Source organism: Amycolatopsis sp. 195334CR (assembly GCF_017309385.1).
GTDB lineage: Bacteria > Actinomycetota > Actinomycetes > Mycobacteriales > Pseudonocardiaceae > Amycolatopsis.
Genome location: NZ_JAFJMJ010000002.1, coordinates 1 through 16,920, shown reverse-complemented (window position 1 = coordinate 16,920; position 16,920 = coordinate 1). Strand labels below are relative to the sequence as shown.

Here is a 16,920-nt window from a genome sequence, read left to right as displayed (position 1 = left end):
GTGGAAACGCACACCGACCGGACCACTCGGCGCACTGGTCCGGGTTACCCCGATCGGCCCTGTCGCCGGGCCGTGACGGCGAATATGTTGCGACGAACAACAAATTCCTGCTGCCGACGACGCCTGTGGGAAGGACCCCCTGATGAAGTCACCGAAGCGGTCGCGCCACCGCGTTTCCGCCGCTCTGCTGTCCCTCGCCGTGCTCGCGCTGCCCGCGCCGGCCAGCGCCGCCCCCGCCGAAGCCCCGGGCGCACCGGGCACCGGTGCGGCCTGGACCACCGGCGGCAAGGAGGGTTTCGGCACCTCGGCCGGGACCGCCTCGAAGGTCTGGTTCACCCTCGGCCAGGGCATCAACCACGAGGTCTACTACCCGACCGTGGACGTGGCGAACGTCCAGGACCTCCAGTACGTGGTCTCCGACGGCGCCGGGTTCACCCAGCTGGAACGCGATCACACGAGCAAGCAGGTGGTGCTCACCGATCCGCGGTCCCTGAGCTACCGGCAGATCAACACCGCCACCAACGGCCGCTACCGGATCACCAAAACGCACACCACCGACCCGGCCAGGGCCACCGTGCTGATCCAGACCCGGTTCGAGGTGCTCAGCGGTGGCCCGCTCCAGCTGTACGCGCTGTACAACCCGTCGCTGAACAACAGCGGCATGGGCGACACCGGCGCGACTTCGGGCGGGCAGCTGGTCGCCTCCGACGGTCCGGTATCCAGCGCGCTCGCCGCCTCGACCGGGTTCACCAAGCTGACCAGCGGCTACAGCGGCAGCGCGAGCGACGGTTACCTGGACCTGAGCGGCAACCACGCGCTCGACGCGCAGTACGATTCGGCCTCGACGGCCGGGAACCTGGTGCAGCTGGGCCAAATCCCGGTGAGCACCGACACCACGTTCACGCTCGCGCTGGGCTTCGGCGGTGACCGCGCGGCCGCGTCGGCGAACGCGTCGGCGTCGCTCGCGGGTGGATTCGCCGCCGCCGACACGGCGTACCGGTCCGGTTGGGACGGTTACCTGGATTCGCTGGCCGCGGTGCCCGGTTCGATCACCGGCGCCGGGCTGACCACGCAGTACAACGTCGCGTTGATGACGCTCAAGGCGCACGAGGACAAAACCTACCTCGGGGCGAACGTCGCGTCGCTGACAAATCCCTGGGGTGAGGCCAAGAACGCGAACGGCACCGGGGACTGCGGTTACCACGCCGTCTGGTCCCGCGACCTCTACCAGGTTTCGACCGCGCAGATCGCGGCGGGCGACACCGCGGCGGCGAACCGTTCGGCCGACTACCTGTTCACCGTGCAGCAGCGCCCGGACGGCTCGTTCCCGCAGAACACGCGCCTCGACGGCACGAACTGCTGGACCAGCCTGCAGCTCGACGAGGTCGCGTTCCCGATCGTGCTGGTGTGGCAGTTGCAGCGGTTCGACGCGGCGATGTGGGCGAAGGTGAAGAAGTCGGCGGACTTCCTGGTCTCGCGCGGCCCGTCCACCCCGCAGGAGCGCTGGGAGGAGAACGGCGGGTACTCGCCGTCCACCATCGCCGCGGAGATCGCCGGGCTGATCTGCGCCGCCGACATCGCCGAGCGCAACGGGGACACGGCGAGCGCGAACACCTACCGCACCACCGCCGACCAGTGGCAGGCGCAGGTGACCGGCTGGACGTTCACCACCTCCGGCCCGCTCGGCGACGGCCGGTACTTCGAGCGCGTCGACGGCAACGGGAATCCCAACGACGGCCAGAACATCTTCCTGCAGAACGGCGGTGGCAACCACGACGAGCGCGCCATCGTCGACGCCGGTTTCCTGGAACTGGCGCGGCTGGGTGTGAAGCCCGCCGCCGACCCGGACGTGGCGGCGTCACTGCCCGAAGTGGACTCGACGATCAAGGTGACCACGCCGAACGGCCCGATGTGGTACCGCTACAACCACGACGGCTACGGGGAAACCGCGTCCGGCGGGCCGTACACCGGCGCCGGCGTCGGCCGGTTGTGGCCGCTGCTCACCGGTGAGCGCGGGGAGTACGAACTCGCCAACGGCCGGTCCGCCTCGGCCCACCTGGCCACCATGGCGGCCAGCGCGAACGCGGGGTACCTGATCCCGGAACAGGTCTGGGACCGGGCGAGCACCGGCGGCTTCACCTTCGGCGAGGGCACCGGCTCGGCGACGCCGCTGGCGTGGTCGATGGCGCAGTTCGTCAGGCTGGCGCACTCGATCGACGCGGGGGCGCCGGTGGAGACGCCGTCGGTGGTCAAACAGCGGTACGCCAACGGGTGCGCGAGCGTCTCGGCGCAGTTCTCGGTCAACGCGACGACCACGTGGGGGCAGAACGTCTTCGTCGTCGGGGACCGGCCGGAGCTGGGTTCGTGGAACCCGGCGAACGCGGTCCCGCTGTCCTCGGCGAACTATCCACTGTGGACGGGGAGCGTGGGCCTGCCGAAGGGCACCGCCTTCCAGTACAAGTACCTGCGCAAGGAAGGCAGCACGATCACCTGGGAATCAGGCGGTAACCGCACGGCCACCGCCTCCGGCTGCACACTCGCGCTGAACGACACCTGGCGGCCCTAGATCAGTGCCGCCACCGCCTCGGCGAAGGCCGCGGGTGCTTCTTGGGGGACGTTGTGCCCGATTCCCGGCAGGAGCCGGTGGGTGTACGCCCCGGTGAAGTGCTCGCGGTCTTCGGTGGCACTGGGGCCGCCGATGCCGTCCGCGCCGCTTTCGAGCACGATGGTCGGTACGGAGATCGGCGGCTCCGCGGCGAGCTTGTCCTCGATGTCCTGGTAGCGCGGATCACCGTCGGCCAGGCCGTAGCGGTGGCGGTACGAGTGGATGACGACGTCGACGAAGTCCGGGTTGTGCAGGCTCGGCGCACTGGCGGGGAAGGCCTCCGCGGCCTGCTTCCACTCCGGCGACCAGGTGCGCCAGAGCAACTCGCACAGTTCCTCGCGGTTGCGCTCCAGCCCGCGACGGCCCCGCTCCGAGTGGAAGTAGTACTGGTACCAGTAGGTGCGCTCCCACTCGGGCGGCGCGGGTTCGCCCGCGTAGGCGAGGTTCTGCACGTTGTACCCGTCGACGGTGACCAGCCCGCCGATGCGCTCGGGCCACAGCGCCGCCGCGATGCACACCGCTCGCCCACCCCAGTCGTACCCGGCGACGACGGCCTTCTCCAGCCGGAGCCCGTCGAGCAGGTCCAGCAGGTCCTGGGCCAGCGCCCCCTGCTGCCCGGACCGGAGCGTTCCCTCGTCACGGAACCTCGTGGCGCCGAACCCGCGCAGGTGGGGCACGATCACCCTGGCACCGGGCAGGTGGGCGGCCACCTCGTCGTAGGCCCGCACGTCGTAGGGGAACCCGTGGAGCAGCACCACCGGCGGCCCGGCCGGGTCACCGGTCTGTTCGTAGGCGAGGTCCAGCACGGGGGTCGAGAGGTGAGCGGTCATGAACGGTGATCCTCGCACAGGCGGAGCAGGTCCACGAGCGCCGCGGCCGCCACGTCCAGCCCCGGCCCGGCCGCACCACCCGGTTCCGTCATGTATGTGTCCCGGCGGATCTCGATCATCAGCGCCGACACCTCCGGAACGCGCCGGTAGTGCTTCAACGGCACGTAGGCGCCGCTGAACGGGGTGTTCACCTCGACCTCGCCGAAGACCCCGGCCGCGGCCTCGCACAGCCATTCGGGCGTGTGAAAGGAATCCACGCCAAGGCAGACCGGCGGCCGCTTCCCCGAACCGTGCAGTTCGTAGGGCAACGCCCGGCTCGGATACGAATGCACGTCCAAGATCACCGCCCGCCCGGCCGCTGCCAGCCGGGCGTCCACCAGTTCGGTCATCGCCGCCGCATACGGGCGGTAGTGCCGCACCAGCAACTCCTCGACGTGCTCGGGATCGTCCTCACGCAGGACCGCGCCATGCGCCGTGCGCAGGTAGACCGCCCCCATGCCCACCGTCCGCATTTCCTCGCGGGAATCCGGAAAACGCTCGGGGTCGACGACCAAACGTGACAGTTCGTTCCGGAAGATCCAGGCCGAACCAGCCCCGGCCCACGAAGCGATGAGGCCCGTGTGCGCGTCCGTCATCAGGTCCAGCTCGGTCGACAAAGCGGCATCGTCCAGCCGGATGCGCGACCGGGCGTGCGAGGTCAGTGCTCGGGAACCGTGGGGCACGTGCAGGATAACCGGCGATTCCGCGGTCCCCGGCACCACCGTGAACGTCATCCCGCCAAGGCCTCCAGCGACTTGCGCAGGGTCCCGCCCACCTCCACCGGACGCCGTGACGCGCGGTCCACGAACACGTGCACGAAGTGCCCTTCCGCGATCAGTTCACCGGCCGCCGAGAACATCCCGATCTCGTACCGCACGCTCGACCGCCCCAGGTGCGCGACCCGCAGCCCCACCTCCAGCGAACCGGGGAACGACACCGAACCCCGGTAGTTGCAGTGCGACTCGACGCACAGCCCGATCACCTCGCCGCGCTCGATGTCGAGGCCGCCCTCTTCGATCAGCCAGGTGTTGATCACCGTGTCCATCAGCGAGTAGTGCACGACGTTGTTCACGTGCCCGTAGACGTCGTTGTCCTTCCAGCGCAGCGGAACCGTCCGCACGTGCGGGTACCCGGTCACCACAGCTCCACCGACCCACGCAGGATGCCGGCCAGGTCATCCGCCGAGGGTTCACGCGGGGCCGTGGCCAGCAGGCGCTGCTGCTTCAGCGAACCGGCCACCAGCGAGTCCACATCGGACTCGCCGAAGCCGACCGCCCCGATGCCGTTCGGGATGCCGATGCGCCGCATCAGGTCGCGCAGCACGGCGGGCAGGTACCCGGACGCGTCCCCGGACCATTCGAACTCCGGCGCCAGCAACCGCCCCACCCGCAGGTGCCGTTCCGGGGCCGCCGGGAAGGTGAACTCGAAGGCCGCGGGCGCGGTCAGCGAGACGGCCATGCCGTGCGGCACCATCGCTTCGTCGCCCGGATAGCCCTCCGGGTGGAACTCCCGCACCTGCCCGGCCACCGGGTACGCGTTCGCGTGCGGGATGTGCACGCCCGCGTTGCCGAAGCCGAGCCCGGCAAACGTCGCCGCCAGCGCCATGTCCTCCCGCGCCTGCAAGTCCGAGCCATCCGTCACGGCCGCCACCAGCGAGCGCGACAGCAACCGCAACGACTCCTCGGCGAACATGTCAGCCAGCGGGTTCGAGCCGCAGTACGGCACGCGTTCCTCCGGCCGTTTGCGCGTGAACGAGGTGTACGGCTTCGCGGTGTAGCTTTCGGCGGCGTGGCACAGGATGTCCATGCCGCTCGCCGCGGTCACCGCGGCGGGCTGACTGACCGTCAGCCGCGGATCCACCACCGCCAGCGTCGGCCGCAGCCGGAGGTGGCTGATCCCGCTCTTCACCTTCAGCGACAACACGTCGAGCACGCAGACCGTGGTGCTCTCCGCGCCAGTGCCGGTGGTCGTCGGCACCGCCACCAGTGGCTTCAACGGCTTGGCCGGCGCGCGGCCGCCACCGACCGGCGCGTTGACGTAGTCCATCAGCTCGCCGTCGTTGCTGGTCAGCAGGTTGACCGCCTTCGCGGTGTCGATGCTCGACCCGCCGCCGACGGCGACGAAGGCGTCCCAAGGGCCGTGCCCGCGCGCGTGCTCGACCGCCTTGGCCATGCTCACGTCGGTCGGTTCGACGTGCACACCGTCGAAGACCTCGACCTCGATGCCGTACCCGGTGATGCCCTCGGCGATGCGGCCCGGCCAGCCGGTCGCGGCCACATCCGGGTCGGTGAGCACCAGCACGCGCCGCGCGCCGTACTGCGTCAGGTCGTATCCGATCTCGTCGCTCGAGCCGCTCCCGTACTTCAGCGCCGGAGCGCCGTAGGTGAAGATCGACTCGTACTCGGCTGAAGCCACGCCTTCGTGCTCCCTCGCTCGTCGGTCCGCGGAACCCCGATTGACCGTACCCCGGGCGGCCCCTATCGTCAGAATGCCGGGACATCCGATGACTTTGGTGCACAACCCCGCTTTTCCCGACGAACGACCGGCCATCACCGAAGATGCATCCGATCTTTGCCGAGGGAGCCTGATGAGCAGAACGAGGAGGCGCGGGTGGCTCGCGCTGGTCGCCGCCGCCACGCTGACCGCCGCGATCCCGCCGCTGAGCACAGCCGGGCCGAGCGTCGCCGCCGAGCCGCCGCGCCAGGAGAACGGCATGACGCTCTGGTACGACGAACCGGCCACGGACTGGGAGTCCCAGTCGCTGCCGATCGGCAGCGGCGCGCTGGGCGCCAGCGTGTTCGGCGGGGTCCAGACCGAGCAGCTCCAGTTCAACGAGAAGACGTTGTGGACCGGTGGTCCCGGCTCCCCCGGTTACGACTTCGGCAACTGGACCTCACCGCGACCAGGCGCGCTCGAAGCCGTCCAGCAGCGGATCGCCGCCGACGGGCAGGCCGATCCGGAGTGGGTGGCCGACCAGCTCGGCCAGCCGAAGCACGGGTTCGGCGCGTACCAGACCTTCGGGGACCTCCGGCTGACGCAGCCGCAGGCACCGCCGGAGGTCACCGGGTACCGCCGCCACCTCGACCTTTCCACGGCCACCGCGGGCGTGCGCTACGCCGCCGGCGGCACCGAGTTCACCCGCGAGTACTTCGCCTCCGCCGCCGATCAGGTGATCGTCGCGCGGCTGTCCGCGAACCAGCCGGGGCAGGTCGGGTTCACCGCCGCGGTCACCGCGCCGGACAACCGGTCGAAATCGGCGCGAGCCGGAGACGGCCGTCTCACCTTTTCCGGCCACCTGACCGACAACGGCATGCGGTTCGCGGCGCAGGTCCAGGTGCTCAACGAGGGCGGCAGCCGGACGGACAACGCGGACGGCTCGGTCACCGTCCAGGCCGCGGACGCGGTCACCCTCGTGCTCGCCGCCGGGACCGACTACGCCCCCGTTCATCCGGCCTACCGGACCGGCACGGACCCGCTCACCGGGGTCTCGCAGCGGGTCGACCAAGCCGTGGCCAAGGGGCTGACCGCGGTGCGGACCGCGCACGTGGCCGACCACCGGGCGTTGTTCGACCGGGTGGACCTCCAGCTCGGCCAGCAGCCGCCGCCGGTGCCGACCGACGACCTGCTGCGCTCGTACCAGGACGGTTCGGCCCCGCCCGCCGCGCGGAAGGCGCTGGAGGTGCTGTACTTCCAATACGGCCGGTACCTGCTGATCGCGTCCTCGCGGCCCGGCTCGCTGCCCGCGAACCTCCAGGGCGTGTGGAACAACTCCACGTCCCCGCCGTGGAGCGCCGACTACCACGTGAACATCAACCTGCAGATGAACTACTGGCCCGCCGAGACCACGAACCTCTCGGAGACGACGGCGCCGCTGTTCGACTACGTGGATTCGATGGTGCCGCCGGGTGAGGTGACCGCGCGGGAGATGTTCGGCAACCGCGGCTGGGTGGTGCACAACGAAACCAACCCGTTCGGCTTCACCGGGGTGCACGACTGGGCGACCGCGTTCTGGTTCCCCGAATCCGGGGCGTGGCTGGCGCAGCACTACTACGAGCACTACCTGTTCACCCGCGACGAGGCGTTCCTGCGGGAGCGGGCGTACCCGATGATGAAGTCGCTGGCCCAGTTCTGGATCGACGAGCTGGTCGCCGATCCGCGTGACGGGAAGCTGGTGGTCACGCCGAGCTACTCGCCGGAGCAGGGACCGTTCACCGCGGGGGCGTCGATGTCGCAGCAGATCGTCGGTGATCTGCTGACCAACACCGTCGCCGCGGCGAAGTCCTTGGGTGACAACGGGTTCGCCGGCGAGGCCGCCGACGTGCTGTCCCGGCTGGACCCGGGGTTGCGCATCGGTTCGTGGGGTCAGTTGCAGGAGTGGAAGACCGACCAGGACGATCCCGGCAACCAGCACCGGCACGTCTCGCACCTGTTCGCGCTGCACCCGGGCAGCCGGGTCACCCCGGCCACGACACCGGAATTCGCCGAGGCCGCCAAGGTTTCGCTGACCGCCCGCGGTGACGGCGGGACCGGCTGGAGCAAGGCGTGGAAGATCAACTTCTGGGCCCGGCTGCTGGACGGCGACCACGCGCACACCATGCTGTCCGAGCTGCTGAAGACCAGCACGCTGACGAACCTGTGGGACACCCATCCGCCGTTCCAGATCGACGGCAACTTCGGGGCCACCGCGGGGGTCGCGGAAATGCTGCTGCAAAGCCATTCCGGCGCGGTCGACGTGCTGCCCGCACTACCGGGCTCGTGGGCGGACGGCTCGGTGCGCGGCCTGCGGGCGCGGGGGGACCTGACCGCGGACGTCGACTGGAGCGGTGGCGCGGCGAACCGGATCGCCCTGACCGCGGGCCACACCGGTGCCGTCGATGTCCGAAGTGGACTCTTCGAGGGACCGTTCGAAGTGCGGGACACCACCACCGGGCAGGTCGTCGAGGTGGCCGGGGAGGGCGATCGGATCACGCTGAACGCCGAGCAGGGCCACCGGTACGAGGCGAAGGCACTGGCGTCGGTGTCCATCATGGCCCCGGACGAGGTCTCGCCGGGCACGCCGTTCACCGCGGAGGTGACCGTCGCGGCGACCGGCAAGCCCTTGCCACGCGGCGATGTCCGGTTGTCGCTGCCCGCCGGGTGGACCGCGATCCCGGCCACCCAGCCGTCCGCGCCCCTGCGAGCGGACACGGCCCGGACCCACCGGTTCGAGATCACGCCGTCCAGCGGCTCGGCGAGCTTGCACGCGGTGGCCACCGGGGACGGCTGGACGGTCCGGGCGTCGAGACAGGTGGGTTAGGTCCAGCCGTCCTCGCCGCCGGGGCCGACGGTGATGCCGTCGACGCCGTGGCCGGTGAGGTGCCAGGACTCGTAGTCGGGGTGCGGGCTGACAACCAGTTCCGCGCCGTTGTCGAAGCCGAGGTGCAGGGTGCCGCGCTCCCGGACCTCGACCGTGGTGATCTTCTTGCCGAAGAGGTCGAGGATCGGGGCCAGCGCGGCCCCGGCGCCGGGGGTCAGCTCGTGCTGGTTCCCGGCGGCGTCGCGGAACCGGAGTTCGCTCTCCACCACCAGTTCGGCCTGGACGCGGTAGCCCTCCTCCGCGCTCCACGCACTCAGCATCAGCCTTACCTGGTAGTCGAACGCGGTGCGGTAGACCTCGCAGCCGATCAGGGCGGTGGGGATCTCCAAGGCAGCTCCTTCGTCCCCCCACCCTAGCCGGGCGGTCAAGTTTTGGAGCACGTGTTCTGTTACAGTGCGACCATGGCCCGACCCCGGCTCCACGATCTGGACGCACTGCTCGACACCGCCGAACGCCTCGTCGCCGAGGTCGGCGCGACCGGGGTCACCGTGCGCACGCTGGCCGCGGCGGCCGGCGTGCCGAACGGCACCATCTACCACGCCTTCGGCTCGATCAGCGCGCTGCTCGGCCGGGTGTGGTTGCGGGCCGCGACCGACTTCCTCGACCTGCAAACCGAACTCGCCGACCGGCCGGATCCGGTGGACGCGGTGGTGGGCGCCGCGAGCGCGCCCGCGGTCTTCGCGCGGCGGCGCCCGGCCGCGGCTCGCATGCTGCTCACCGTCAAACGCGACCACCTGCTCGGCCCCGACCTGCCCGCCGACCTCGCCGACGACCTGCTCGCGCTGGACAAGCGGCTGGTCGCGCTGCTGGTCCGGCTCACCCACCGGCTGTGGGGCCGCCGCGACGGCGCCGCCGTCGAAGTGCTCACCACCTGCGTGGTCGACCTGCCGACCGCGTTGTTCCGCCGCGCGCTGAGCGGCCCGCCGGGCGAGGGCATCGGCGAGGACGCGCGCCTGCGCCTCGACGCCGCCGTGCGCGCGGTGCTCGCCATCGACCCACCCGCCCGCCATCGATCCACAAAGGACTGACATGCCCGAACTGAAGCACCACGACCCCGTCTACGTACTCGACCTCGGCGCCGACGAGAACCGGTTTTCCCCGGAGTGGCTGGAAAGCGTCAATTCGGCGCTGGACACCGTCACCGCCGGGGCCGCGCCGGCCGCGCTGGTCACCATCGGCGGTGGCAAGTTCTACTCCAACGGCCTCGACCTGGCGTGGCTGACCGCCAACGGGGAGCGGGCCGGGCAGTACGTCACCGACGTGCAGGAGTTGTTCGCCAGGGTGCTCACCCTGCCGGTGCCCACGGTCGCCGCGCTGAACGGCCACGCGTTCGGGGCGGGCGCCATGCTCGCGATGGCGCACGACTTCCGCGTGATGCGGGAGGACCGGGGCTACTTCTGCTTTCCCGAGGCGGACATCAACATCCCGTTCACGCCGGGCATGGCGGCGCTCATCCAGGGCAAGCTGACCCCGTCGGCCGCCATCGCCTCGATGACCACCGGCCGCCGCTTCGGCGGTCCGGACGCACGGGACCTCGGCCTGGTCGACGCCGTCGCCGCCGAGTCGAAACTGCTCGACCAGGCGAGCGAGTCCGTGCGCGACCTGGCCGGCAAGGACCGGGGCACGCTGGGCGCCATCAAATCCACCATGTTCGCCACCGCCGTCACCGCCCTACGCACCCCCACGACCTGAGCCCGGGCGGTGGCCGGCGGGGCGGGTGGTGAGAACGCCCGAGCCGCCGGTCAGGGCTGGTAGGGACTGTTCGAGGTCCCGCAGGCGCGCCGACGGGAGGTCCGCGTCGACGGCGGCGGAATCGCCCGAGACGACCGGCGTTCCCGGTGTGCCGCCGAGGCGGACGACGAGGGCCAGCACCGGGCTCAGCGCCTCCTCCGGCAGGTCCAGCTCGACGTGTTCCCACGGTTCGCACACCACGGTCCCCGCCCGCGCCACCGCATCGCCGAGCACCAGCGGCGTGAGGTTACGGAAGTCCGCCGCCGTGCTGATCGGGCTGGCGTAGCCGGTGTGCGTCAGGGTGACCGAACAGTCCACCACCGACCAGTCGCGGAGCGTGGCGCGGGCGGTTTCCTCGATCGCGGTGATGAACGCGGCGGGCAGCGAACCGCGCTCCGCGGTCAGGGTGAACCGCACACCCGAATCCGGGGCGTCCGGCTCGACGCGCAGGCCGATCGTCGCCCAGTGCACCACCGGGTCGGTGTCGCCGATCCTGGTGACCGCGGCGCCGGCGCCGGTGAGCCGTTTCACGCGGACCACCTGGGACGGCGAAAACTCCGCCGTCACCCCGAATTCCTCGCTCAACCGCGCCGCGATCACCTCGCGCTGCACCTCGCCGTACAGCGAAACGACCAGGCTGCCCTCGTCCGGACCGTGCCGCAGGCCGATCAGCGGATCCTGGTCGGCGAGCCGGTCGAGGGCGGTGAACAACTCCGCCGCCGTGCTCCCGGACGACGGCGTGACCACGGTTTCCAAGCTGGGCAAGCGAAACCGAACTGGCTCCGGGACTGCCGAAGTGGTCCCGAGCCGGTCACCGATGCGCAGGTCCGGCAGTCCGGCGATCCGCGCGATGCCACCCGCCGGGACGCGAGCCTGCCTGCCGTCGACGTCGAGCACCGCGGTCACGCGTCCGCTCCGGCCGGCGTAGGCGATCCGGTCGCGTGCGGCCAGGGTCCCGGAGAACAGTCTGGCCACCGCGAACCGGCGGCCCCCACGGTCACGTTCCACCGCGAAAACAGTGCCGGTCAGGGGTTTCTCGGACAGGGCAGGATCGACGGCAGGCAGGAAGTCCACGATCCCGCGACGCAGGGCGTCGATCCCGGTGCCGGTGATCGCCGAGCCGAAGAACACCGGGTGCACCCAGCCCTGGCGTGCCTGGGCGGCCAGCTCAACGCGCAGCAGCACCGGATCGAGGCCGTCCACATAGGACTCCAGCACCGCGTCGCTGCGCTCGGCCAGTACCTCGGCGAGGTCCGCGTCCGGCGCCAGATCGGTGACCGAGGCGTCGCGCGTACCCAGCCCGGTGGTCCGGTTCACCGCGATCGCGGCCGGGCCGAGCAGCCGCCGGATATCGGCCAGCAGCCCGGTTTCCCTGGCCCCGGCACGATCGATCTTGTTGACGAACAGGATCGTCGGCACGGCCATCGCGCGCAGCGTGCGCATCAGCACCCTGGTGTGCGCCTGCACGCCTTCGACCGCCGAGAGCACCAGGATCGCGCCGTCGAGCACCCCGAGCGCGCGCTCCACCTCGGCCACGAAATCGGCGTGGCCGGGGGTGTCGATCAGGTGCACCTCGTGACCGCCCGTGGTGAACGCGGCGACCGCCGAGCGGATCGTGATGCCACGACGGCGTTCCAGGTCCATGCCGTCGGTCCGGGTGCTGCCGCGGTCGACCGAACCGAGGCTGGTGATGGCGCCCGAGTCGAACAGGAGCCGTTCGGTCAGGCTGGTCTTACCGGCATCGACGTGGGCCACGATGCCGAGATTGAGCATGCGCATGCTGGAGGAGGTCCTTGTCCGCGAGCGAGCAACAGTCGATGGGGCCTGTCGTCACTCGGCGCATGGACTCTCCTCCGCTTCGGGCACGCGTTCCGGCGGCACGGTAGCAAGCACGCGCCACGAGAGCACCCGAATTTTCCGCCCGGGCCTAGACTCCGGGAATGACGGTGACGCTCCAGCGGCGGCTCACGCTGACCGCCGTGCTCGGGATGGCGTACTGGTTCTTCGGCAACCTCTACGAAGCCGTGGTCTTCTCGCCGAACTGGGTGGTGGACAGCCCGGCGCAGTTCGCGCGGCTGCGCGAGTTCTTCGTCACCACCGGCCCCACGCTGTACTTCGTGCCGGTGGCGCAGCTCGCCATCCTGCTCGTGTGGGTGCTGTGGTGGCGCAACCGCGACGAGGAACTCAAGCGCGACTACCGCCGCGCGGGGGTGGCATCGCTGCTGTCCGTGGCGCTGTCGGTGTACGTCATCGCCGTGCTCGTGGGGCAGATGTTCGGAGAGGACGCGCCCGGGCCCGAGCTGACCGCCGTCGCGTGGCAGTGGAACGCGGGCAACGTGCTCCGCATGGGACTCACCGCGGTGACCGGCTGGTCGCTGTTCAGCGCCTTCCGGAAGCTCGACCGCCGGAGCTGAGCGGTGGGAGTGACAAACAAACCACCCCCACCGCTCGGCGCTCAGCCCAGGGTGACCGGGAGAACCTGGTGACCGTTGGAAATGAAGGAAGCCGTGGTCTTCAGCTCGGCCGGGTCGACCGCGAGCGCCAGCTTCGGGAAGCGCGCGAACAACGCGGGCAGCGCGATCTCCGCCTCCACCCTGGCCAGCGGCGCGCCGAGGCAGAAGTGCACCCCGTGCCCGAACGAGAGGTGGCTCTTGTTCGACCGGGAAAGGTCGAACTCGTCGGGGTTGTCCCCCGCCTCCGGCGCGCGGCCGGCCGCCGCGTACGAAGCCAGGATCGCCTCGCCCTGCTTGATCGTCAGGTCCTCGCTGACAACGATGTCTTCGACCGCGTACCGCAGCGGGAGGTGCGCGACGGGCGCCTGCCAGCGCAGCGTCTCGTCGATCACGTCGCCCCAGCTGTACTGCCCGTCGAGCACCTGCCGCAGCTGGTCCGGGTGGGTCAGCAGCGCGGTGATCGCGTGGTCGAGCAGGTTGACCGTGGTCTCGTGCCCGGCCGAGATCATCAGGATCAGCGTGTCGATGAGTTCGGCCTCCTGCAACGAGGAACCGTCCTCGTCGCGGGCGGCGATCAGGCCGCTGGCCAGGTCGTCGCCCGGTTCGGCGCGCCGGGTGGCCACCAGCTCACCGAGGATCCGGTACAGCTGCTCGCCGTTGGCCGCGGCCTCCTCCGGGGTGGCGGTCGTGTTGAACACGCCGTCGACCGCCTTGCGCAGGTCCGCGCGGTGCTCGTCGGGCACGCCGAACAGCTGGCAGATCACCTCGATCGGCAGCGGGTAGGCGAAGTGCTCGCGCAGGTCCACCACGCCCTCGGTGCCGTCGAGGCGGTCGAGCAGGCCGTTCGTGATCTCCTCCACCCACGGCCGCAGCGCCTCGGTGCGGCGGAAGGTGAACGCCTTCGACACCAGCGACCGCAGCCGCCGGTGCTCACCACCGTAGGCGGTGAACATGTTCTGCACCGCCACCCAGATCATCAGCGGCCAGTCCGCGGGCACCGTGCCGTCGCGCCACGCGGCCCAGTGCTGCCGCGGGTCCTTCGACACGTTCGGATCACCGAGCAGGCGCTTGAGCAGCTCCCGGTCGGTTACTGACCACGCCACCACCTGGCCAGGGAGCTCCACCAGCGTCGCGGTGCCGCGGGCGCGGAGTTCGGCGTTCTCGGCGTGGATGTCGGCGCCGGTGGGGTCGAGGGCGAGGGGGCGGGGTGCTGATTCCAACGGTGCTCTCCAGTCGGTTCGGTGGACGGAACTGGCGTGGGAACGACAGGGGTGAACAGCACGGGCAGCGCGGCGAGCGCGCGGTGGAACGGACCGGGCCGCCACCGCAGCTGGTCCTCGGGCACGGCGAGCCGCAGATCGGGCAGCGCGTCGAGCAGGGTTTCGATGGCGGTGGTGGCGATCAACCTGGCCGGGCCCTGCGCGGGGCACGAGTGCACGCCGGCACCCCAGGCGATGTGCGCGCGGTTGCCCACGCGCTGCTCGGCCCGCAGCGCCGGATCGGTGTTGGCGGCGGCGAAGCTGATCACCACCGGCTCGGCGGCGGGCAGGTGCGTGCCCATGAAGTCCACCCCGGGCCACGGGTAGCCTGCCGAGTAGTTGGCCATCGGCGGGTCGCCCCAGAGGATCTCCTCGAGCGCGTCCTCCACGTGCAGGCTGCCGCCGGCCAGGTCACCGGCGAAGCGGTCGTCGATCAGCAGCAGCCGGACCCCGTTGGAGATCAGGTTCGCCTGCGGTTCGGTGCCCGCGCCCATCAGCAGCACCAGCTGGTGCAGCATCTCCTCGTCGGACAGCCGCGCCGGGTGCGCCATCATCCACGACGGCACGTCCTGGCCGGGCTTCGACCGCTTGAGCGCGAGCAGTTCCAGCATGGCCGCGGTCAGCTCGGCGTTGGCGCGCTCGGGGTCGACCATGTCGAAGATGCCGCGCATGCCCGCGACCAGCCGGTCGCCGAGCGCGGGCGGGCAGCCGAAGAGGTGGTTGAACACCTGCAGCGACAACGTGGTGGCGTAGTCGTTGAGCAGATCCGCCTTGCCCTCGGCGGAGAACCGGGCGATCAGCTCGCGCGCGGTCCGCTCGACGTACCCGCGCAGCGCGTGCGGGTTGAGCCGCGCGAGGCTGCCGGTGACCGCGCTGCGCAGGCGCGCGTGCACCGCGCCGTCGGTGAACAGGCAGTTGGGCCGGTAGCCCATCATCGGCATGACCGGGTTGTCCTCGGGCTGGTTCTGCTGCCAGCGCCGGGGATCGCGGGGGAAGGTCGACGGCGAGCGCAGCACCTCGAGCGCGGCTTCGTAGCCGAGGACCAGGGTGGCGTTCACGCCCGGCGCCAGTTCGACCGGCGCGACGGGCCCGTGCGCGGCCCGCATCTTCGCGTAGACGGCGGCGGGGTCGCGGGCGAATTCGTCGTCGTAGAGGCGCGCGCGCTCGGCGTGCGCGGGGCAGCCGGGTGGCGGTCCGGCGGCGGGAGAGGTCACGAATGCTCCTGGCGGATGGGGTCGAAGAGGTAGTCGACGAGGCTGATCAGCGCCTGCGCGGACGATCCGCGGTCGCGGGCGTCGCAGCTGACCAGGCGGGTTTCGGGAAGCAGGTCCAGTGCTTCGCGAAGCTCGGCTTCGGGGAATCTCGGGGCGCCGTCGAACTCGTTGACGGCCACCGCGTAGGGCAGGCCCAGTTCCTCCAGCAGGCCCATCACGTCGAAGGACTCCTCGAGCCGGGTGGGGTCCACCAGCACCAGCGCGCCCAGTGCCCCGTAGGCGAGGTCCTTCCACATCTGCGTGAACCGCTGCTGGCCCGGCGCGCCGAACAGGTAGAGCACCACGTCGTCGCCGATGGTCAGCCTGCCGAAGTCCATCGCCACCGTGGTGGTGTTCTTGCCGCGCACCCCGGACAGGTCGTCCACCAGCGCGCCCGCCTGCGTCATCGTCTCCTCGGTGCGCAGCGGGCGGATCTCGGACAGGGTGCCGACGTAGGTGGTCTTGCCGACCGCGAACGGCCCGACCACCAGGATCTTCACCGAGGTCCGGACGGTGGCGGGGACGTAGCCGTCAGGTGAGAGCACGGAGGCCATCGAGTACCTTCTGCAGGAGTTGGTGGTCGGGGATGTCGGCCTGGCGCACGGCGGCGCGGGCTTCGATGTGCCCGGAATCGAGCAGGTCGGACAGCAGCACCTTGGTCACGCTGGTGGGCAGGCTCAGGTGCGCGGCCACCTCGGCCACGGCCAGCGCGCCGCCCCGGCACAGTTCCATCACCCGCCGCTTTTCCGGGCTCAGTCCGACCACCGGCGCCCAGGTGGCGGAGACGACGGTGGCCACGTCCAGCGTGTTGCGGGTCGGGTGGGCGCGGCCCTCGGTGACCACGTGCGGCCGCACCAGAGCCTGCTCGCGCCGGTTCGGGGTCATGCCCGGGTGCCCCCGGCGGCCGGGAAGCGCGGCGGCGCGGTGAGTTCCTGGCCGAGGCGCTGCACCAGTTCCTGCATCCGCGAGGACACGCCTTCGACGTCGACCCGGCCGGTGGTGGAGACCGCGACGTAGGCGCCCTGGCCCGCGGCGGTGAGGAAGACGAACCCGCCGTCGAACTCGATCAGCGTCTGCCGCCACTGCTCGGCGGGCTGGCGGCAGAACTCGCCGGTCGCGCGGGCGAGCGACTGCAGCCCGGACACCGCCGCGGCGGTGCGCTCGGCGTCGTCGCGGCTGATGCCCTCGGAATGGGCCATCAGCAGGCCGTCGGCGGAGAGCAGCACGGCGTAGAGCGTCTCCGGCATCTGCAGGGCCTGGTCGAGCATCCAGCCGAGCCGGTTGGTGGTCGCGTCGGTGTTCGTGCTCACTGGGCATCCCTTTCGAGGTCGGCGGAAGTGGCGCGGCCGCGACGGGTTCCGCGCTGCCAGGCCGCGGCGGTGGCGACCGGGTTA

At 70.9% G+C, this 16,920-nt stretch carries 16 protein-coding genes; 5 read left to right on the top strand and 11 right to left on the bottom strand.

Annotated elements, in window-relative coordinates; all coding sequences use genetic code 11:
• Window positions 1–142 precede the first annotated feature (142 nt).
• On the top strand, window positions 143–2,566 hold the full coding sequence (locus tag JYK18_RS22805) for a glucan 1,4-alpha-glucosidase (protein ID WP_206804476.1): 2,424 nt from the start codon (window positions 143–145) through the stop codon (window positions 2,564–2,566).
• Here JYK18_RS22805 and JYK18_RS22800 read toward each other — a convergent pair.
• The 4 genes from JYK18_RS22800 to JYK18_RS22785 are packed head-to-tail and all read right to left on the bottom strand — an operon-like array spanning window position 2,563 to window position 5,889.
• Entirely contained in the window at window positions 2,563–3,435 is an 873-nt protein-coding gene (locus JYK18_RS22800) for an alpha/beta fold hydrolase (RefSeq protein WP_206804474.1), read from the bottom strand. The two genes, JYK18_RS22805 and JYK18_RS22800, sit on opposite strands and share 4 nt — an antisense overlap.
• A complete protein-coding gene (locus JYK18_RS22795) occupies window positions 3,432–4,208 on the bottom strand; it encodes an N-formylglutamate amidohydrolase (RefSeq protein ID WP_206804472.1) in 777 nt (258 codons plus the stop codon). Before JYK18_RS22795 ends, JYK18_RS22800 begins: the two co-directional genes overlap by 4 nt.
• Window positions 4,205–4,612 (bottom strand): acyl-CoA thioesterase, encoded by a 408-nt coding sequence (locus JYK18_RS22790; RefSeq protein WP_374195058.1) that lies wholly within the window; start codon window positions 4,610–4,612, stop codon window positions 4,205–4,207. The genes JYK18_RS22795 and JYK18_RS22790 overlap by 4 nt, the downstream gene beginning before the upstream one ends.
• The gene (locus tag JYK18_RS22785) at window positions 4,609–5,889 is read right to left on the bottom strand and encodes a hydroxyacid-oxoacid transhydrogenase (protein WP_206804468.1); all 1,281 of its coding nucleotides are present in this window, start codon (window positions 5,887–5,889) and stop codon (window positions 4,609–4,611) included. Before JYK18_RS22785 ends, JYK18_RS22790 begins: the two co-directional genes overlap by 4 nt.
• A gap of 172 nt (window positions 5,890–6,061) precedes the next feature.
• On the opposite strand from JYK18_RS22785, the gene JYK18_RS22780 reads away from it, so the two are divergent.
• The gene (locus JYK18_RS22780) at window positions 6,062–8,770 is read left to right on the top strand and encodes a glycoside hydrolase N-terminal domain-containing protein (RefSeq protein ID WP_206804466.1); all 2,709 of its coding nucleotides are present in this window, start codon (window positions 6,062–6,064) and stop codon (window positions 8,768–8,770) included.
• Here the strand turns inward: JYK18_RS22780 and JYK18_RS22775 are convergent.
• On the bottom strand, window positions 8,767–9,159 hold the full coding sequence (locus tag JYK18_RS22775; protein WP_206804464.1) for a DUF6188 family protein: 393 nt from the start codon (window positions 9,157–9,159) through the stop codon (window positions 8,767–8,769). The genes JYK18_RS22780 and JYK18_RS22775 overlap by 4 nt on opposite strands.
• 72 nt (window positions 9,160–9,231) lie before the next feature.
• Here JYK18_RS22775 and JYK18_RS22770 point away from each other — a divergent pair, with 72 nt between their 5' ends.
• Window positions 9,232–9,858: a TetR/AcrR family transcriptional regulator gene (locus JYK18_RS22770; protein WP_206804462.1), complete on the top strand. Its 627-nt coding sequence runs from the start codon at window positions 9,232–9,234 to the stop codon at window positions 9,856–9,858.
• Between the two features lies 1 nt (window position 9,859).
• Entirely contained in the window at window positions 9,860–10,522 is a 663-nt protein-coding gene (locus JYK18_RS22765) for an enoyl-CoA hydratase-related protein (protein ID WP_206804460.1), read from the top strand.
• Here the strand turns inward: JYK18_RS22765 and JYK18_RS22760 are convergent.
• Window positions 10,502–12,340 (bottom strand): translation factor GTPase family protein, encoded by a 1,839-nt coding sequence (locus JYK18_RS22760; protein WP_206804459.1) that lies wholly within the window; start codon window positions 12,338–12,340, stop codon window positions 10,502–10,504. The genes JYK18_RS22765 and JYK18_RS22760 overlap by 21 nt on opposite strands.
• Before the next feature lie 161 nt (window positions 12,341–12,501).
• Here JYK18_RS22760 and JYK18_RS22755 point away from each other — a divergent pair, with 161 nt between their 5' ends.
• The gene (locus tag JYK18_RS22755; protein WP_206804456.1) at window positions 12,502–12,975 is read left to right on the top strand and encodes a hypothetical protein; all 474 of its coding nucleotides are present in this window, start codon (window positions 12,502–12,504) and stop codon (window positions 12,973–12,975) included.
• Window positions 12,976–13,016: 41 nt separating this feature from the next.
• On the opposite strand, the gene JYK18_RS22750 is transcribed toward JYK18_RS22755, so the two are convergent.
• Genes JYK18_RS22750 through JYK18_RS22735 form a run of 5 tightly spaced genes read right to left on the bottom strand, consistent with a single transcriptional unit; the run spans window position 13,017 to window position 16,836 of the window.
• Window positions 13,017–14,120, bottom strand: coding sequence for a cytochrome P450 (locus JYK18_RS22750; RefSeq protein WP_307796219.1), 1,104 nt, complete (start codon window positions 14,118–14,120; stop codon window positions 13,017–13,019).
• Window positions 14,102–15,487, bottom strand: a complete 1,386-nt coding sequence (locus JYK18_RS46815) for a cytochrome P450 (RefSeq protein WP_307796016.1) — start codon at window positions 15,485–15,487, stop codon at window positions 14,102–14,104. Before JYK18_RS46815 ends, JYK18_RS22750 begins: the two co-directional genes overlap by 19 nt.
• A complete protein-coding gene (locus JYK18_RS22745; protein ID WP_153034816.1) occupies window positions 15,484–16,080 on the bottom strand; it encodes an ATP/GTP-binding protein in 597 nt (198 codons plus the stop codon). The genes JYK18_RS46815 and JYK18_RS22745 overlap by 4 nt, the downstream gene beginning before the upstream one ends.
• Window positions 16,058–16,411 (bottom strand): DUF742 domain-containing protein, encoded by a 354-nt coding sequence (locus tag JYK18_RS22740; protein WP_206804451.1) that lies wholly within the window; start codon window positions 16,409–16,411, stop codon window positions 16,058–16,060. The genes JYK18_RS22745 and JYK18_RS22740 overlap by 23 nt, the downstream gene beginning before the upstream one ends.
• Entirely contained in the window at window positions 16,408–16,836 is a 429-nt protein-coding gene (locus JYK18_RS22735; protein WP_228004267.1) for a roadblock/LC7 domain-containing protein, read from the bottom strand. The genes JYK18_RS22740 and JYK18_RS22735 overlap by 4 nt, the downstream gene beginning before the upstream one ends.
• Between the last annotated feature and the right edge of the window lie 84 nt (window positions 16,837–16,920).

What these genes read in the sequence shown, in the direction of transcription:
- JYK18_RS22805 (WP_206804476.1), top strand. Translation starts at nt 143, where the DNA reads ATGAAGTCACCGAAGCGGTCGCGCCACCGCGTTTCCGCCGCTCTGCTG.
- JYK18_RS22800 (WP_206804474.1), bottom strand. Translation starts at nt 3,435, where the DNA reads ATGACCGCTCACCTCTCGACCCCCGTGCTGGACCTCGCCTACGAACAG.
- JYK18_RS22795 (WP_206804472.1), bottom strand. Translation starts at nt 4,208, where the DNA reads ATGACGTTCACGGTGGTGCCGGGGACCGCGGAATCGCCGGTTATCCTG.
- JYK18_RS22780 (WP_206804466.1), top strand. Translation starts at nt 6,062, where the DNA reads ATGAGCAGAACGAGGAGGCGCGGGTGGCTCGCGCTGGTCGCCGCCGCC.
- JYK18_RS22770 (WP_206804462.1), top strand. Translation starts at nt 9,232, where the DNA reads ATGGCCCGACCCCGGCTCCACGATCTGGACGCACTGCTCGACACCGCC.
- JYK18_RS22765 (WP_206804460.1), top strand. Translation starts at nt 9,860, where the DNA reads ATGCCCGAACTGAAGCACCACGACCCCGTCTACGTACTCGACCTCGGC.
- JYK18_RS22760 (WP_206804459.1), bottom strand. Translation starts at nt 12,340, where the DNA reads ATGCGCATGCTCAATCTCGGCATCGTGGCCCACGTCGATGCCGGTAAG.
- JYK18_RS22755 (WP_206804456.1), top strand. Translation starts at nt 12,502, where the DNA reads ATGACGGTGACGCTCCAGCGGCGGCTCACGCTGACCGCCGTGCTCGGG.
- JYK18_RS22745 (WP_153034816.1), bottom strand. Translation starts at nt 16,080, where the DNA reads ATGGCCTCCGTGCTCTCACCTGACGGCTACGTCCCCGCCACCGTCCGG.
- JYK18_RS22740 (WP_206804451.1), bottom strand. Translation starts at nt 16,411, where the DNA reads ATGACCCCGAACCGGCGCGAGCAGGCTCTGGTGCGGCCGCACGTGGTC.